The organism is Microvirgula curvata, assembly GCF_054781615.1.
Genome location: NZ_BAAGUB010000004.1, coordinates 1 through 15,871, shown reverse-complemented (window position 1 = coordinate 15,871; position 15,871 = coordinate 1). Strand labels below are relative to the sequence as shown.

General features: G+C 65.9%; 20 protein-coding genes. 19 read left to right on the top strand and 1 reads right to left on the bottom strand.

Going from position 1 to position 15,871, the window contains the following annotated elements:
* Positions 1-28: 28 nt before the first annotated feature.
* The 4 genes from fabG to ACYVG8_RS02185 are packed head-to-tail and all read left to right on the top strand — an operon-like array spanning position 29 to position 3,621.
* Positions 29-760 (top strand): 3-oxoacyl-ACP reductase FabG, encoded by a 732-nt coding sequence (fabG, locus tag ACYVG8_RS02200; RefSeq protein WP_107889288.1) that lies wholly within the window; start codon positions 29-31, stop codon positions 758-760.
* On the top strand, positions 757-1,989 hold the full coding sequence (locus tag ACYVG8_RS02195; RefSeq protein ID WP_460744959.1) for a beta-ketoacyl-ACP synthase: 1,233 nt from the start codon (positions 757-759) through the stop codon (positions 1,987-1,989). Before fabG ends, ACYVG8_RS02195 begins: the two co-directional genes overlap by 4 nt.
* A gap of 34 nt (positions 1,990-2,023) precedes the next feature.
* The gene (locus tag ACYVG8_RS02190) at positions 2,024-2,461 is read left to right on the top strand and encodes an excinuclease ATPase subunit (RefSeq protein WP_107889289.1); all 438 of its coding nucleotides are present in this window, start codon (positions 2,024-2,026) and stop codon (positions 2,459-2,461) included.
* 20 nt (positions 2,462-2,481) lie between these two features.
* Positions 2,482-3,621 (top strand): methyltransferase, encoded by a 1,140-nt coding sequence (locus ACYVG8_RS02185; RefSeq protein ID WP_084300116.1) that lies wholly within the window; start codon positions 2,482-2,484, stop codon positions 3,619-3,621.
* Here ACYVG8_RS02185 and ACYVG8_RS02180 read toward each other — a convergent pair.
* A complete protein-coding gene (locus ACYVG8_RS02180) occupies positions 3,589-4,254 on the bottom strand; it encodes a 4'-phosphopantetheinyl transferase family protein (protein ID WP_460744958.1) in 666 nt (221 codons plus the stop codon). The two genes, ACYVG8_RS02185 and ACYVG8_RS02180, sit on opposite strands and share 33 nt — an antisense overlap.
* Positions 4,255-4,381: 127 nt before the next feature.
* Between ACYVG8_RS02180 and ydiK the strand changes: the two genes are divergently transcribed.
* From ydiK to ACYVG8_RS02105, 15 genes are all read left to right on the top strand, one after another.
* Positions 4,382-5,506, top strand: coding sequence for an AI-2E family transporter YdiK (gene ydiK, locus ACYVG8_RS02175; protein ID WP_028499516.1), 1,125 nt, complete (start codon positions 4,382-4,384; stop codon positions 5,504-5,506).
* Positions 5,507-5,509: 3 nt separating this feature from the next.
* The gene (locus ACYVG8_RS02170) at positions 5,510-6,124 is read left to right on the top strand and encodes a hypothetical protein (RefSeq protein WP_460744957.1); all 615 of its coding nucleotides are present in this window, start codon (positions 5,510-5,512) and stop codon (positions 6,122-6,124) included.
* A gap of 85 nt (positions 6,125-6,209) precedes the next feature.
* Complete coding sequence (locus tag ACYVG8_RS02165) at positions 6,210-6,956, top strand: S-methyl-5'-thioinosine phosphorylase (protein WP_028499514.1); 747 nt, start codon at positions 6,210-6,212, stop codon at positions 6,954-6,956.
* A 22-nt stretch (positions 6,957-6,978) separates the two neighbouring features.
* On the top strand, positions 6,979-7,761 hold the full coding sequence (gene cysE / locus ACYVG8_RS02160) for a serine O-acetyltransferase (protein ID WP_255420215.1): 783 nt from the start codon (positions 6,979-6,981) through the stop codon (positions 7,759-7,761).
* Positions 7,762-7,813: 52 nt separating this feature from the next.
* On the top strand, positions 7,814-8,290 hold the full coding sequence (iscR, locus tag ACYVG8_RS02155; protein WP_028499512.1) for a Fe-S cluster assembly transcriptional regulator IscR: 477 nt from the start codon (positions 7,814-7,816) through the stop codon (positions 8,288-8,290).
* A gap of 29 nt (positions 8,291-8,319) precedes the next feature.
* Complete coding sequence (locus tag ACYVG8_RS02150) at positions 8,320-9,537, top strand: IscS subfamily cysteine desulfurase (protein WP_460744956.1); 1,218 nt, start codon at positions 8,320-8,322, stop codon at positions 9,535-9,537.
* A 64-nt stretch (positions 9,538-9,601) separates the two neighbouring features.
* A complete protein-coding gene (iscU, locus tag ACYVG8_RS02145; protein ID WP_028499510.1) occupies positions 9,602-9,991 on the top strand; it encodes a Fe-S cluster assembly scaffold IscU in 390 nt (129 codons plus the stop codon).
* A gap of 13 nt (positions 9,992-10,004) precedes the next feature.
* The gene (gene iscA, locus ACYVG8_RS02140) at positions 10,005-10,328 is read left to right on the top strand and encodes an iron-sulfur cluster assembly protein IscA (protein ID WP_028499509.1); all 324 of its coding nucleotides are present in this window, start codon (positions 10,005-10,007) and stop codon (positions 10,326-10,328) included.
* A gap of 69 nt (positions 10,329-10,397) precedes the next feature.
* On the top strand, positions 10,398-10,913 hold the full coding sequence (gene hscB / locus ACYVG8_RS02135) for a Fe-S protein assembly co-chaperone HscB (protein WP_028499508.1): 516 nt from the start codon (positions 10,398-10,400) through the stop codon (positions 10,911-10,913).
* Positions 10,914-11,017: 104 nt separating this feature from the next.
* Positions 11,018-12,877: a Fe-S protein assembly chaperone HscA gene (gene hscA / locus ACYVG8_RS02130; RefSeq protein WP_028499507.1), complete on the top strand. Its 1,860-nt coding sequence runs from the start codon at positions 11,018-11,020 to the stop codon at positions 12,875-12,877.
* A 9-nt stretch (positions 12,878-12,886) separates the two neighbouring features.
* Positions 12,887-13,225: an ISC system 2Fe-2S type ferredoxin gene (gene fdx / locus ACYVG8_RS02125; RefSeq protein WP_028499506.1), complete on the top strand. Its 339-nt coding sequence runs from the start codon at positions 12,887-12,889 to the stop codon at positions 13,223-13,225.
* A 48-nt stretch (positions 13,226-13,273) separates the two neighbouring features.
* Complete coding sequence (locus tag ACYVG8_RS02120; RefSeq protein WP_233495239.1) at positions 13,274-13,777, top strand: YbaK/EbsC family protein; 504 nt, start codon at positions 13,274-13,276, stop codon at positions 13,775-13,777.
* 2 nt (positions 13,778-13,779) lie between these two features.
* Complete coding sequence (gene iscX / locus ACYVG8_RS02115) at positions 13,780-13,974, top strand: Fe-S cluster assembly protein IscX (RefSeq protein WP_028499504.1); 195 nt, start codon at positions 13,780-13,782, stop codon at positions 13,972-13,974.
* A gap of 73 nt (positions 13,975-14,047) precedes the next feature.
* A complete protein-coding gene (locus ACYVG8_RS02110; protein ID WP_028499503.1) occupies positions 14,048-14,701 on the top strand; it encodes a glutathione S-transferase family protein in 654 nt (217 codons plus the stop codon).
* A gap of 28 nt (positions 14,702-14,729) precedes the next feature.
* Positions 14,730-15,659, top strand: a complete 930-nt coding sequence (locus ACYVG8_RS02105; protein ID WP_460744954.1) for an isochorismatase family protein — start codon at positions 14,730-14,732, stop codon at positions 15,657-15,659.
* The last annotated feature ends 212 nt before the right edge of the window (positions 15,660-15,871 follow it).

Below are 15,871 nucleotides of genomic sequence, written 5' to 3'. Positions count from 1 at the left end.
GTGGAACCCGGATTGCGGGGAGCAGGACATGACTGACAAGACCGTATTGATAACCGGGTCGAGCCGCGGCATCGGCCGCGCCATTGCGCTGTGCCTGGCGCAGGATGGCTACGATATCGTCCTGCACTGCCGCGAGCGGCGAGAGCAGGCCGATGAGGTGGCGGCGCAGATTGCGGCGCTGGGCCGGCGCGCGCGCGTGCTGCAGTTCGACGTCGGCCAGCGCGAAGAGACTGCCCGGGCGCTGCTCGACGATGTCGGGCAGCACGGCTGCTACTACGGCGTGGTCTGCAATGCCGGCATTGCCCGCGACAACGCCTTCCCGGCCATGCCGCCGGAAGACTGGGACGCGGTGATTCACACCAACCTCGACGCGTTCTACAACGTGCTCAACCCGCTGATCATGCCGATGGTGCGGACGCGCAAGCCGGGGCGCATCGTCACGCTGTCGTCGGTGTCCGGCATCATGGGCAACCGTGGCCAGGTCAACTACAGCGCGGCCAAGGCCGGCATCATCGGCGCCAGCAAGGCGCTGGCGGTCGAGCTGGCCAGCCGCGGCATCACCGTGAACTGCGTGGCGCCCGGCCTGATCGGCACCGAGATGGTCGACGACGACATCCTGCAGGAAGCGCTGAAGATGATTCCGGCGCGCCGGGTCGGCAAACCGGAGGAGGTCGCCGCCACCGTGCGCTTCCTGCTCGGCGAGGATGCCGCCTATATCACCCGCCAGGTCATTTCGGTCAACGGGGGGCTGCTCGGATGAAGCGCGTAGTGATTACCGGCATCGGTGCGCTCAGCCCGCTCGGCCATGACTGGGAAACGGTGCATGCGCGCCTGCGCGTCGGCCGCAACGCCGTACAGCGCATGAGTGCCTGGGCCGATTATGCCGGGCTCAACACCCAGGTCGGCGCGCCGGTCGCGCCGTATGTCCTGCCGACCGAGCTGTACCACCGCAAGAGCACCCGCAGCATGGGACCGGTGGCGCTGATGGCGACCCGTGCCAGCGAACTGGCACTGCGTGATGCCGGCCTGTATGGCGACCCGCTGGTCAGTTCGGGCCGCATGGGCATTTCCTACGGCTCGTCGGCCGGCTCGCCGGGCGCGATCGGCGACTTCGGCACGGTGATGAGCGAGAAGACCACCGCCGGCATCAGCGCAACCACCTACATCAAGATGATGTCGCATACGGCAGCGGTCAATATCGGCGTGTTCTTCGGCATTACCGGCCGCATCGTGACCACCTCCAGCGCCTGCACCTCAGGCAGCCAGGGCATCGGCTATGCCTTCGAGGCGATCCAGTCCGGCAAGCAGGTCGCCATGCTCGCCGGCGGCGCCGAGGAACTTGATGCGACCGAGGCGGCGGTGTTCGACACCCTGTTTGCCGCCAGCGCGGACCACAACGACACGCCGTCCCTGACCCCGCGCCCGTTCGATGCCCGCCGCGACGGGCTGGTGCTCGGCGAGGGCGCATGCACGCTGGTGCTGGAAGAGCGCGAGCACGCGCTGGCGCGCGGCGCGCGGCCCTATGCGGAAATCATCGGCTATGGCACCAACAGCGACGGCCGCCACGTGACCCAGCCGCGCCCGGACACCATGGCGGTAGCCATGCGTCTGGCCCTTGACGACGCCGGCCTGGCGCCGGCCGACATCGGCTACGTGAACGCGCACGGCACGGCGACCGACCATGGCGACGTCGCCGAATCGCATGCCACGCAGGACGTGTTCGGTGCCCGCATGCCGATCTCGTCGCTGAAAAGCTATATGGGCCACACCCTCGGCGCCTGCGGTGCGCTGGAAGCCTGGATGACCATCGAGATGATGCGGGCCGGCTGGTTTGCGCCGACGCTGAACCTCGACGCCGTCGATCCGGCCTGTGCCGAGCTCGACTACCTGACCGGGAACGGGCGCGCGCTGGAAACCGACGTGGTCATGAGCAACAACTTTGCCTTCGGCGGCATCAACACCTCGCTGATCTTCCGCCGCTGCGACTGACCCGCTTTTCAATCGACAACAGGATGAACGAATCATGAAAAAAACACTGGCGCTTTCGATGCTTGCCCTGCTGCTGGCCGGCCAGGCCCATGCCCGCGACACCGAGCTGCACCTGCCGTTCGAGGACGTGCTGAACATGCCGGAAGCCAAGGACAAGCTCGACGGCTCGGTCAAGTTCTACCTGGCCGGACAGAAGACCCCGGCCATTACCGAGCAGCTGGGTGAGGACGTGTCCAACCGCAAGACCAACGGCTTTGGCAAGGCCGACGACGTCGCCTGCCGCTGGGCCGCGCTGTCCGCGCTGATGGCCTTCCAGAACAAGGCCAGGTCACTGGGGGCGAATGCGGTGTACGACATCGTCAGCTACTACAAGAAAAACGAAACCCGCAGCAGCACGACTTATGAATGCCATGCCGGCGCCATGGTCGCCGGCGTGGCGCTGAAGGGCCGCTACGGCAAGACGGCCAACTGAGTGGTCCGCCGGCCCGCACGATGCGGGCCGGCATCATCTATGCACGACGGGTCCGGCTGGCCGGACCGCAACAGGGAGACAGGGTGGAAACCGTTTATGACCATGATCGACTGAACGCGCTGGAGGCCGTATCGGCTGCGCAGAAGATCGCCTTTGCGCCGATTCTGTTCCAGGCGGTCTGGTGCCTGCGCGAGACCGGCCTGCTGGCCGCGCTGGAACGGCACGACCGCGACGGCGCGAGTCTGGAAACCCTTGTCGACGACAGCGGGCTGACACCCTATGCCGTGGGGGTGCTGCTGGACATGGGACTGAGCGGTGGCGTGCTGTTCCTGAAGTCGGCGCGTTACCGGCTGACCCGGGTCGGTCACTACCTGCTGAACGATCCGATGACCCGGACCAACATGGACTTCACCCAGCACACCTGCTACGAGGCGATGCGCCATCTGCTGGATGCCATCCGCAGTGGCAAGCCGTCCGGGCTGCAGGTGTTCGGCGACTGGCCGACCATCTACCCGGCACTCGGCGAACTGCCCGACGAGGCGCGCGAAAGCTGGTTCGAATTCGACCACTTCTATTCCGATCAGGCGTTCAGCGAGGCGCTGGCGAAAATCTTCCACTACCGGCCTGCGCATATCTACGACGTCGGCGGCAATACCGGCAAGTGGGCGTTGCGCTGTGCGCGCCACGATCCGGACGTGCGTGTCACGCTGCTGGATCTGCCGCAGCAACTGGCCCTGGCGCAGGACAACATCGAACGCGAGGGGCTGGCCGGCCGCATCGACGGCTGGCCGGTCGACATTCTCAAGGCGGAACAGCTGCCCGGCGACGCCGACCTGTGGTGGATGAGCCAGTTCCTCGACTGCTTCAGCGAGGACGAGATCGTCCACATCCTCAAGCTGATCGGCCGCAGCATGCGCCCGGACGCCCGGCTGGCGATCATGGAGCTGTTCTGGGACCGTCAGCGCTTCGAGGCGGCGGCCTTCAGTCTCAATGCGACATCGCTGTACTTTACCTGCCTCGCCAATGGCAACAGCCGTTTCTATCACTCGAAAGTGATGCTGAAGTGCCTGCGGCTGGCGGGCTTCCATGTCGAGGACGAATACGACGACCTCGGCAAGGGTCACACGCTACTGATCTGTCGCAAGCTGGCCGACGCCTGATCCGGCCGGCAGGCAGTCCAGCCGGAGGACAAGCGGCGGACTGCCGATCGGCGCGGCCTGCGCATCCCGCCAGTGCAGCCGCGCCGGCCACGGCACATGCAGCGCCCAGCTGCAGCCGTCATGCAGGCCGGCCAGCACCTGGCCGTGCGGCGTTCGCGGATAGCGCAGCGTGGCGGCGACCGGATCGACCTCGACCCGGGACAGCTCCGCCAGCCCGTGCCCTCCCGCCTTCAGCGCCGCCTCGCGGATGCACCACAGCAGGTAGAAGCGTTCCAGTGCCGGACCTGACGCCATCCAGTCGCGCTCCGGTGCCGAATACAGCGCATCGGCCATGTCGGCCATGTGCGTGCGTGGTCGCGGCAGTTCGATATCGAGGCCGACCGGCCCGGTTCCGCCCAGGGCAACCGCAATGCAGTCGCGGCTGTGGCTGAGGCTGAAGGCGGGCAGCGCGGCATCGCGGAAACGGGGGCGGCCGCCGGCCTCGCGCACGATCTCCGGCAGCTCCTCCATGCCGTGCGTTACCGCCAGCAATCGTGCCAGCAGCGCGCGGGCGGCCAGCGAGGCGCGCTGCGGGAGCGGCGCCGCATCAGCGTCCGGCGGCACAAGGCGGGCAAAGGCCAGATGGATGTTCATGCGCGCATTATCCGCCTGCCGCGCGGGTTTGGCCCGCCGCCGGCAAGGGAACGCTGTTCTATACTCACTCGCATTCTGCCCGGGCTCCGGGCATCCTAGTCATTCGACCCTGCGCCATGGAGCGTCCGTGAACCCTGTTTCTCCCCGCAACGATCTGGCGCGCGCGCTGCTCCTCATCCTGATTACCAGTCTGCTGATTGCCGGCAGCCTCTGGGTCCTGCGTCCGTTCCTGGTCGCGCTGGTCTGGGCGACCACGGTGGTCGTCGCGACCTGGCCCATCCTGCTGTCGGTGCAGCGCCGGCTGTGGGGACGTCGCAGCCTGGCAGTGCTGGTCATGATGCTGATCATGCTGGTGCTGCTGGTGCTGCCCATCGTCGCCGGGATTTCCATCGTGGCCGAGCATGCCGACGCGATCGCCGGCTGGGCCAAGGCACTGCCCGCCTACACCCTGCCGGCGCCGCCGGCGTGGGTGGGACAGCTGCCGCTGATCGGCAACGCCGTCGGCAGCGAGTGGCAGCGCCTGTCCGATGCCGGCTCCGGCGGCGTGCTGGCCCGGCTGCAGCCGTATGCGATGCTGATCGCCAACCAGGGGCTGGCTGCCGCCGGCTCGGCCGGCATGCTGGTCGTCCACCTGCTGCTGACGCTGGCGGTGTCCGCCATCCTGTACGCCCGGGGCGAAGCGGCGGCCTGCGGCCTGCGGCGCTTTGCACGCCGGCTGGCCGGCTCCCGGGGCGAGAATGCGCTGCTGCTGGCCGGCATGGCCATCCGCGCCGTTGCGCTGGGCATCGTCGTCACCGCGCTGACCCAGTCCGCGCTCGGCGGGCTCGGCGTCTGGATTGCCGGCGTGCCGTTTGCCGGTCTGCTGACCGTGCTGATGCTGCTGCTGTGCATCGCCCAGATCGGGCCGACGTTGCCGCTGCTGGGCGCGGTGGCATGGCTGTACTGGCAGAACGAGCCGGTGTGGGCGACGTCGCTGCTGGTCTGGACCGGCATCGTCGGCACGCTGGACAATGTGCTGCGACCCATCCTGATCCGGCGCGGCGCCGACCTGCCGCTGCTGCTGATCCTGGTCGGCGTGATCGGCGGCCTGCTGGCCTTCGGCATCGTCGGCCTGTTTGTCGGTCCGGTGATTCTGGCCGTGTCCTATACCTTGCTGAAGGCATGGATCGATGAGGGCCTGGTGTCGCCTGTCGTGACGCCGGACAGCGTCCCGACCCCTGCCGACAGTCATTCCCCCCACTCACAGGAGTAAGCCATGTCGATCCTCTCCACCGGAGGCCGCCGGATTGCCGGCTGGCTGGCCGTGGCCGCCTGCGTCGTACTGACCGCCTGCTCGACGCCGCAACTGACCTCGGTCTGGCGCAGCCCCGATTTCAGCGGACCGGCACCGAAGCAGATACTGGTGATCGGCATCAGCAAGAGCGACAGTCATCGCCGCATCTTCGAGGACAGCTTTGCCCGGAGCCTGCGCGATGCCGGCATCCCGGCCGCGACCAGCTATGCGCTGCTGCCGGAAAGCGGGCAGCTGTCGCGGGCCGACATCCGCGACACGGTCACCCGGACCGGTTCCGACGCGATCCTGGTCACCCGGCTGCTGCGCGTCGATCAGCGCATCAGCGTGTCGCCCGGCTACACGGGACCGGGCTATGGCGGCTTCTATGGCTGGTATGGCGCGGCCTGGGCATCGATGCCGCCGCAGGTCGACCAGTATGAAGTGCTGGTCATCGAGTCGACGCTGTGGGACTTCAAACAGGAAAAAGTCATCTGGAGCGGCACCAGCGAAACCATCGCCGGGCAGGACGTGGCCGGGCTGACCACGAAGCTGGCCGGGGTGCTGATCGAGCGCATGCGCAAGGACGGCGTACTGTAATTCCGGATCACGGCGGCGCGTGGCCGTTGGTGGATGGCGAAGCGAATGGTATGTTTCGCCATCCTCATTCCGTCATGGAGACGTGATGCTCGCCATTATCGGCGGCAGCGGCCTGTACCGCCTGCCCGGTTTCGAATCCACCCAGCGCCAGATCGTCCGCACCCCGTTCGGCGATCCGTCCTGCCCGCTGACCTTCGGCCTGATCGGCGGCCATCCGGTCGTGTTCATCGCCCGCCACGGCTACGGACATTCGCTGGCGCCGCACGAGATCAACTACCGCGCCAACATCTGGGCACTGGCGGAGCAGGGCGTGAGCGGCATCGTCGCCGTCGGCTCGGTCGGCGGCATTTCCGCCGGCGTGCCACCGGGCACCGTCGCGGTGCCGGACCAGATCATCGACTACACCTGGGGCCGCGCGCACACCTATTTCGAAGGCGCCGACATCCCGGTCGTCCACACCGACCTGACACTGCCCTATGACGCCAGACTGCGCGCGCGCCTGCTGCAGGCCGCAAAGAGCGCCGGCGTCGACGCCCATGATGGCGGCGTGTATGCCTGCACCCAGGGGCCGCGACTGGAAACCGCGGCGGAAATCCGCCGGCTGGAACGCGACGGTGCCGACATGGTCGGCATGACCGGCATGCCGGAAGCCGCGCTGGCCCGGGAAAAGGGCGTGCCGTATGCGTGCCTGGCGCCGGTGGTGAACTGGGCCGCCGGCAAGGGCGACAGCGTCGCCTCGGTGACCTTCGACAGCCAGAGCCAGGCCTTTGCCGCCGCACTGGAGTCGGTCGGCAAGATCCTGATCGCCGCGGTCACCCACGGCAGCCACTGAACCGGTTTGCATTTGCCCGCGGGTGGCCCACACTCGCGGTGTCCCTTCTTTGACACCGGACCCGACAATGTTCTCCCGGCTGCGCGAAAATATCCGCTGCGTGTTCGACCGTGATCCCGCCGCGCGGACCGTCTGGGAAGTGCTTACCTGCTATCCCGGCTTCCACGCCCTGACACTGCACCGGCTGGCGCACGGGCTGTGGCAGCGCGGCTTCAAGTGGAGCGGGCGCTTCGTGTCGCATCTGTCGCGCTGGCTGACCGGCATCGAGATCCATCCCGGCGCCCGTATCGGCCGCCGGGTGTTCATCGACCACGGCATGGGCGTCGTGATCGGCGAAACGGCAGAAGTCGGCGATGACTGCACGCTGTATCATGGCGTCACCCTGGGCGGCACCAGCTGGCAGAAAGGCAAACGCCACCCGACACTCGGCGCCGGGGTCGTGGTGGGCGCCGGCGCGAAGGTGCTGGGGCCGATCACCGTGCACGACAAGGCGCGCATCGGCTCGAACGCCGTCGTCATGAAGGACGTGCCGGCTGGCGCGACCGCCGTCGGCATCCCGGCCAGACTGGTCGAGTCGCGCGATGGCGGCAGCACCGACACGCGCTTCGCCCAGTACGGGGTCGGCGGCGACATGAACGATCCGGTGGTCAAGGCGCTGCACGCGCTGATCGACCATTCGGCACTGACCGACCGGCGCCTGGAACGGCTGCTCGCCCTGCTCGAACAGCACGGTATCGACACCGGAAACGCCGGCCGCAATGGCGACGATTTCGACCCTGACCGGCTCAATAAAATTGTTGACTAAAACACTCGGGTTTTAGTATTCTCACCATCGAAATTCGATGAGGGAGAACGACATGCGATTGACCACCAAAGGCCGCTTCGCCGTAACCGCCATGCTGGATCTGGCGCTGCGCGAGCACAACGGTCCGGTCACGCTCGCCGGCATCAGCGAGCGCCAGGGCATCTCCCTGTCCTATCTCGAGCAGTTGTTCGGCAAGTTGCGCCGTGCCGAACTGGTGGACAGCGTGCGCGGTCCGGGCGGCGGTTACTGTCTGGCCCGGGATGCAGTCAACATTTCCGTCGCGAACATCATCATCGCCGTCGACGAACCGCTCGACGCCACCTCCTGTGGTGGGCAGGAAAACTGTCACGACAGCCACCGCTGCATGACCCACGATCTGTGGACCGATCTCAACCGCACAATCTATGCCTACCTCGAGGCCGTTACGCTCGGCAGCCTGGTGGATCAGCAGCGCGCGCAGTGCGGACAAAATGTGCTGGTCGACGCCCGTGAGCGGCGCGGCCGCAGCGACGCACGCGCCGCAGCCTGACGAACCTCATTGGCAACTGGAGCATATCGATGAGCCAACTTTCGCTTCCCGTCTATCTCGACTACTCGGCAACCACCCCGATCGACCCGCGTGTCGCCGAGGCGATGATCCCGTTCCTGACCGAAAAATTCGGCAACCCCGCATCGCGCAGCCACAGCTTCGGCTGGGTCGCGGAAGAGGCGGTCGAAAACGCCCGCGCCGAAGTCGCGCGGCTGGTCAACTGTGATCCGAAGGAAATCGTCTGGACGTCCGGTGCGACCGAGTCCAACAACCTGGCCATCAAGGGCGCGGCCCAGTTCTACAAGACCCGGGGCCGCCATCTGATCACGGTCAAGACCGAACACAAGGCCGTGCTGGACACCATGCGCGAGCTGGAGCGCCAGGGCTTTGAAGTCACCTATCTCGACGTGCAGGACAACGGTCTGCTCGACCTCGACCGCCTGCGCGACGCCATCCGTCCGGACACCATCCTGGTGTCGGTCATGCTGGTCAACAACGAAATCGGCGTGATTCAGGACATGGATGCCATCGGCAACCTGTGCCGCGAAAAGGGCGTGCTGTTCCATGTTGATGCCGCCCAGGCCACCGGCAAGGTCGTGATCGATCTGGAAAAGCTCAAGGTTGACCTGATGAGCTTCTCCGCCCACAAGACCTATGGCCCGAAGGGCATCGGCGCGCTGTACGTCCGCCGCAAGCCGCGCGTGCGCATCGAGGCGCAGATGCATGGCGGCGGTCACGAACGCGGCATGCGCTCCGGCACGCTGGCCACGCACCAGATCGTCGGCATGGGCGAGGCATTCCGCATCGCCCGCGAGGAAATGGCCACCGAGAACGAACGCATCCGCATGCTGCGCGACCGGCTGTGGAGCGGGCTGTCCGACATCGAACAGGTCTACCTGAACGGTGACCTCGAACGCCGCGTCGCCCAGAACCTGAACGTCAGCTTCAACTTCGTCGAAGGCGAAAGCCTGATCATGGCGATCAAGGATCTGGCCGTGTCGTCGGGTTCGGCCTGCACGTCGGCGTCGCTGGAACCGTCCTACGTCTTGCGCGCCCTGGGCCGCAACGACGAACTGGCGCACAGCTCGATCCGCTTCACCATCGGCCGCTTCACCACGGTCGAGGAAATCGACTTTGCCGTGAAGCTGCTGCACGACAAGATCGGCAAGCTGCGCGAACTGTCGCCGCTGTGGGAAATGTTCAAGGACGGCGTCGACCTGAACAGCGTCCAGTGGGCCGCGCATTGATTGACTGACGGGCTGATCCCGACCGGAAACAGGGCGGATCGGCCTCGCTTCGAGGAGTAGAGAAATGTCTTACAGTTCCAAGGTCATCGACCACTACGAGAATCCCCGCAACGTCGGTTCGTTCGAAAAGGGCGACACCACCATCGGGACCGGCATGGTCGGCGCACCGGCCTGTGGCGACGTGATGAAGCTGCAGATCAAGGTCGGTGCCGACGGCGTGATCGAGGACGCGAAGTTCAAGACCTACGGCTGCGGTTCCGCCATCGCCTCCAGCTCGCTGGTCACCGAATGGGTCAAGGGCAAGACGCTCGACGAAGCCCTGACGATCAAGAACACCGCGATTGCCGAAGAACTGGCGCTGCCGCCGGTCAAGATCCACTGCTCGATTCTGGCCGAGGACGCCATCAAGGCGGCCGTGACCGACTACAAGCAGAAGCACGGCGCGGAAAACTGAGAAGGGACGCATGATGTCGATTACCCTGACCGAAAGCGCGGCGCGTCACGTCCAGCGCTACCTCGAAAAGCGTGGCAAGGGTGTCGGACTGCGGCTGGGCGTCAAAACCTCCGGCTGCTCCGGCATGGCCTACAAGCTCGAGTTCGTCGACGCGGTCGACGGTTCGGACCTGACGTTCGAGAGCCACGGCGTCAAGGTGTTTACCGATGCGAAGAGCCTGGCCTACCTTGACGGCACCGAACTCGATTTCGTCAAGGAAGGCCTCAACGAGGGCTTCAGGTTCAACAACCCGAACGTGAAGAACGAGTGTGGTTGCGGTGAGAGCTTCCACGTCTGAGCCCCGCTTGCCAGGCGCGCCCTCCGCGAGGAGGCGCGCCTTGTTCATTTCTGCTGCACTGTCCGCCCGATGACCCACTTTTCCCTGTTCGACCTGCCCCAGCGCTTCGCCGTCGACCTGCCGGCACTTGAAGCCGCCTACCGTCGCGTGCAGGCCGAGGTCCACCCTGACCGCCATGCGCACAAGCCGGATGCCGACCGGCGTCTGGCCATGCAGTACGCGACACGCGTGAACGAAGCCTACCAGGTGCTGAAACGCCCGCTGCTGCGCGCGCGCTATCTGCTGTCGCTGGCGGGTGTCGATACCCAGGAAGAAACCAACACCGCGATGCCGGTCGACTTCCTGATGGCACAGATGGAGTGGCGCGAGGCCGTGGCGGACGCGCGGATCGCGCGCGACGTCGACCAGCTGGAACGCCTGTCGGCCGACGTCCGTCGCGACACCGACGCGCTGACCGTCAGCCTCGGGCAGGCGCTGGATGTCGACGCAGACAATGAAACTGCGGCGCTGCTCGTGCGAAAATTGCGTTTTCTCGAAAAACTCGATGAAGAAATCGGCGATGCCATCGAGGCGCTGCTGTTCTGATTCCGATGATTCCCAAGGGGTGACGAGACCGCAGGCCGCCGGACTGATCCGGCGTGCCGCCGCCAGCGGTCGTCCTCGTCCCGTTTTGTGGTGACATAACGTTCATGGCTCTGCTGCAAATCTCCGAACCCGGCCTGTCGGCCGCTCCGCACCAGCATCGCCTCGCGGTCGGCATCGACCTGGGCACGACCAACTCCCTCGTGGCGACCGTGCGCAGCGGTTCTGCCACCGTGCTGCCGGACGAGCATGGCTACAACCTGCTGCCCTCGGTGGTCCGCTACATGGAAGACGGCAGCGTCGTCGTCGGCCATGCCGCGCGCGCGCGGCAGAGCGACGATCCGCACAACACCATCGTCTCGGTCAAACGCTACATGGGCCGCGACCTGAAAGACATCGGCGACACCGCCTCGACGCCGTACCGCTTTGTCGATGCGCCGGGCATGGTGCAGCTGGCGACCCGCCAGGGCGTCAAGTCGCCGGTCGAAATCTCCGCCGACATCCTGCGGGCACTGAAAGTCCGCGCCGAAGCGTCGCTGGGCGGCGAACTGACCGGTGCCGTCATTACCGTGCCGGCCTACTTCGACGACGCACAGCGTCAGGCGACCAAGGACGCGGCGCGGCTGGCCGGCCTCAATGTGCTGCGCCTGCTGAACGAACCGACGGCGGCGGCCATCGCCTACGGCCTGGATAACGCGTCCGAAGGCGTGTACGTCGTCTATGACCTTGGCGGCGGCACCTTCGACGTGTCGGTGCTGCGCCTGACACGCGGCGTGTTCGAAGTGCTGTCGACCAGCGGCGATTCCGCGCTGGGCGGCGACGATTTCGACCAGCGCGTGTTCTGCTGGATTCTCGAACAGGCATCGCTGTCGCAACTCGAAGACCACGACATCCGCCTGCTGCTGACCCACGCCCGCGCTGCCAAGGAACGCCTGACCGACGCCAGCGAGGCGCATATCAACACCGTGCTGTCGGACAAGACCGAAGTCGACCTGCTGCTGACGCGCGACGTCTTCGGCGACATCAGCCGCACGCTGGTGGAAAAGACCCTGCTGCCGGTGCGCAAGGCGCTGCGCGACGCGAAGATCGCGCCGGCGGACGTCAACGGCGTGGTGCTGGTCGGCGGCGCGACGCGCATGCCGCAAATCCGCCGCTCGGTCGGCGAGTACTTCGGCTGCACGCCGCTGACCAACCTCGACCCGGACCAGGTCGTCGCCCTCGGTGCCGCCATGCAGGCCAATGTGCTGGCCGGCAACAAGACCGAAGACGACTGGCTGCTGCTGGACGTGATTCCGCTGTCGCTCGGTATCGAAACCATGGGCGGGCTGGTGGAAAAGATCATTCCGCGCAACAGCACCATCCCGACCGCGCGGGCGCAGGAATTCACGACCTTCAAGGACGGGCAGACCGCCATGGCGGTGCATGTGCTGCAGGGCGAGCGCGAACTGGTTACCGATTGCCGCAGCCTGGCGCGTTTCGAACTGCGTGGCATCCCGCCGATGGTGGCCGGTGCGGCGCGGATCCGCGTCACCTTCCAGGTCGATGCCGACGGCCTGCTCGGTGTCAGCGCGCGCGAGCAGTCGAGCGGCGTCGAGGCCAGCATCTCGGTCAAGCCGAGCTACGGCCTGACCGACGACCAGATCACCCAGATGCTGGCCGACTCGATCGAACACGTGAAGGACGATATCGTCGCGCGCAAGCTGCGCGAAGCCGTGGTCGACGCGGAAAGCCTGCTCGCCACGACGGAAGCCGCCCTGCAGGTCGACGGCGATCTGCTCGACGGCGCCGAGCGGGCCGCGATCGTCGATGCCGAAGCCGGGCTGCGCAGCGCGATCGCCTCGCAACAGACCGTGGCCATCAACGCCGCCACTGCCCGCCTGAACGACGCCACCAACGAATTTGCCGCCCGGCGCATGGATCGCAATATCCGTCGCGCGCTGGCCGGCCAGAAAATCAGCGACCTGTAAGGACTCCCCATGCCGAAAATCATCGTCCTGCCCAATCCCGACCTGTGTCCGGACGGGGCGGTCATCGACGCCGTTCCCGGGCAGAACCTCTGTAAGCTCCTGCTGGAACACGATATCGAGATCGAGCATGCCTGCGAAATGAGCTGCGCCTGCACCACCTGCCACGTCGTGGTGCGCGAAGGCTTCGATTCCCTTGATCCGTCCGACGAGCTGGAAGACGATATGCTCGACAAGGCATGGGGGCTGGAACCGCAGTCCCGCCTGTCATGTCAGGCCATCGTGGCGGAAGACGATCTGGTCGTGGACATTCCGCGCTATACCGTCAACCACGCCCGCGAACATCATTGATCAGCTCATCGGACCGGCCGTCAACTGCCGGCCGGGCAGGGGAGAAGCATGAGTGAGCATCCTCAGGGCGCGACAGGCGGCGGCAGCGTCGCCCGGGTCGCGGAAGCACTGAAAGCACTGGGCCTGCAGGCCGAGATCCGCGAAATGGCGGATTCGACCCGCACCTCGGCCGAAGCCGCCGCCGCCATCGGCTGCAGCGTGGCGCAGATTGCCAAATCCATGGTCTTTCGCGAGGTCGACAGCGACCGCGCACTGATCGTCGTCGCCAGCGGCACCAACCGCGTGTCGACCGCCAAGCTGGCGGCACTGACCGGCAAGACCATCGGCAAGGCGAACGCGGACTTCGTGCGCGAAAAGACCGGCTTCGCCATCGGTGGCGTATCGCCGGTCGGCCATGCCAACGATCCGGTCGATCTGCTGCTGGATGAAGACCTGTTCCAGTATGACGAGCTCTGGGCCGCAGCCGGCAGCCCGTTCGCCGTGTTCCGCACCACGGCCGCCGACCTGGTGGCGGCTACCGGTGCCCGTGTCGCCGACATCAAGGAGAATTGAACATGAAATGGACCGATACGCTGGATATCGCCATCGAGCTGGTGGAGCAGCACCCGGACATCGACCCGAAAACGGTACGTTTTACCGACCTGCGCGACTGGGTGATGGGACTGCCCGACTTCGACGACGACCCCGGTCACTGTGGCGAGAAGATCCTCGAAGCCATCCAGATGGCGTGGATCGATGAAGCCGAATAAGCTGTAGCTATTACCAGAAACGCTCCGCATGCCGGAGCGTTTTGCTCACTGTGACCTGCACGCGGGAGATTTCATGCAATTGATCATCGGTAACAAGCGCTATTCGTCCTGGTCGCTGCGGCCCTGGCTGCTGATGCGCCACTTCGATCTGCCGTTCGACGAAATCATGGTCAACCTGTACCAGGGTGACACCCGTGCCGAGCGGCTGGCTTACTCGCCGACCGGCAAGGTGCCGGCACTGATCGACGATGGCGCGCTGGTCTGGGAATCGCTGGCGATCCTTGATTATCTGGCCGAGCGTTTTCCGCAACTGCCGCTGTGGCCGGCGGAACGGATTGCCCGTGCCCATGCGCGTTCGATCGCCGCAGAAATGCATGCCGGCTTTGGTGCACTGCGCCAGGCGATGCCGACCAACTTCTGCGCCCGCCTGCCCGGGCGCGGCCATACCGACGCGGCCCTGGCCGACGTGGCGCGGGTGGTCGAACTGGTCAGTGACTGCCGGACCCGCTTTGGCGGCACCGGACGTTTCCTGTTTGGCGAGTTCGGCATTGCCGATGCCATGTATGCGCCAGTGGCGACCCGGCTTGTCACCTACGGCGTCCAGCTGCCGCCGCTGGTGCGCGACTGGGTCGATGCCCTCTATGCACTGCCGGCAATGAACGAATGGCTGCAGGCCGCAGAAAGCGAACCGCTCATCCGTTCGGCCGAACCCTACGCCGACGCCTGATCTTCCTTCCCCAGAACGAGGACTCCGCATGCTGATTGATCTCTCCGACGCCACCCTGCTGGTGGTCGACATCCAGGACAAGCTGCTGCCGGCCATTCGTGGCGCGGAAGCGCTGCTGGCCAATGCCGGCAAACTGATCTCGGCCGCGGCCGATGCCGGTCTGCCGATTGTCTTCTCCGAACAGTACCCGCGCGGACTGGGGCATACCGCCCCGTCGCTGCTGGCGCGGGCGCCGCGTGCCGATGTCGTCGAAAAGAACCACTTCTCCTGCGTGGCCGCCGGTTGCCTGCCGGGTAGCCTGATGGCGCGCTCGCAAGTGATCGTGTGCGGGATGGAAGCCCACGTCTGCGTGCTGCAGACCGTGCTGGAACTGCGCGCGCAGGGCAAGCAGGTCTTCCTGGTCCGCGACTGCATCGGCTCCCGCGCCGACAGCGACGTCGACGTCGCCCTGCTGCGTTGCCAGCAGGCCGGAGTGATTCTGGTGACGCGCGAAATGGTGCTGTTCGAGACCCTGCGTCTCGCCGGCACCGACCTGTTCCGCCATATGAGCAAGACCTACCTGGTGGAAGACAAGCCGCTTGGCGTGTCGCAGCGGGAGAGCGCGGTCATGCTGGGGCAGCTGCGCGGCAAGACCTTTGCCGAAATCCTGCCGCTGCTGGACGCAGGGCGCGGCCACTTTGCGGCGGCCTGCCGGCTGACGCTGCTGGGGTTCGAGAGCGAAGTGCCTCCGGTCCTGCTGGAAGACAAGCCGGGACAGAGCGGTTCGTTGCGCGTCTACCGCTATCTGCTCGATCATTTCCAGGCCCGTATCGGCCCGGAAGCGGCCGAAGCCGGGCTGCTGCTGTATGCGGAACACAGCACGGATGCCCGGGCGAACCCCGGAAAACACCCGAATATCGACCGTCTGCTGGACATCGCCAGCGGGAAATCGCCTTCGCTGATTGCCGTCGCAGGATGAAGCGGGAAAAGTGGTTTCGGGAAAAATCTTTCCGCTCAATGACTTGCCGGATCGGTGACAAAAAAGCGGAAAACGGGTGTTGACGGAAGGGAGGGGCGGACGTATAGTTCGCTTCCTCGCTGCACGACGCAGCGCCGGCCGAAGCAGCAAGTCGCTGATTCAGTTCGGAAAAACGCTCTTTAACAAAACAGACAACCGATAAGTGTAGGCGC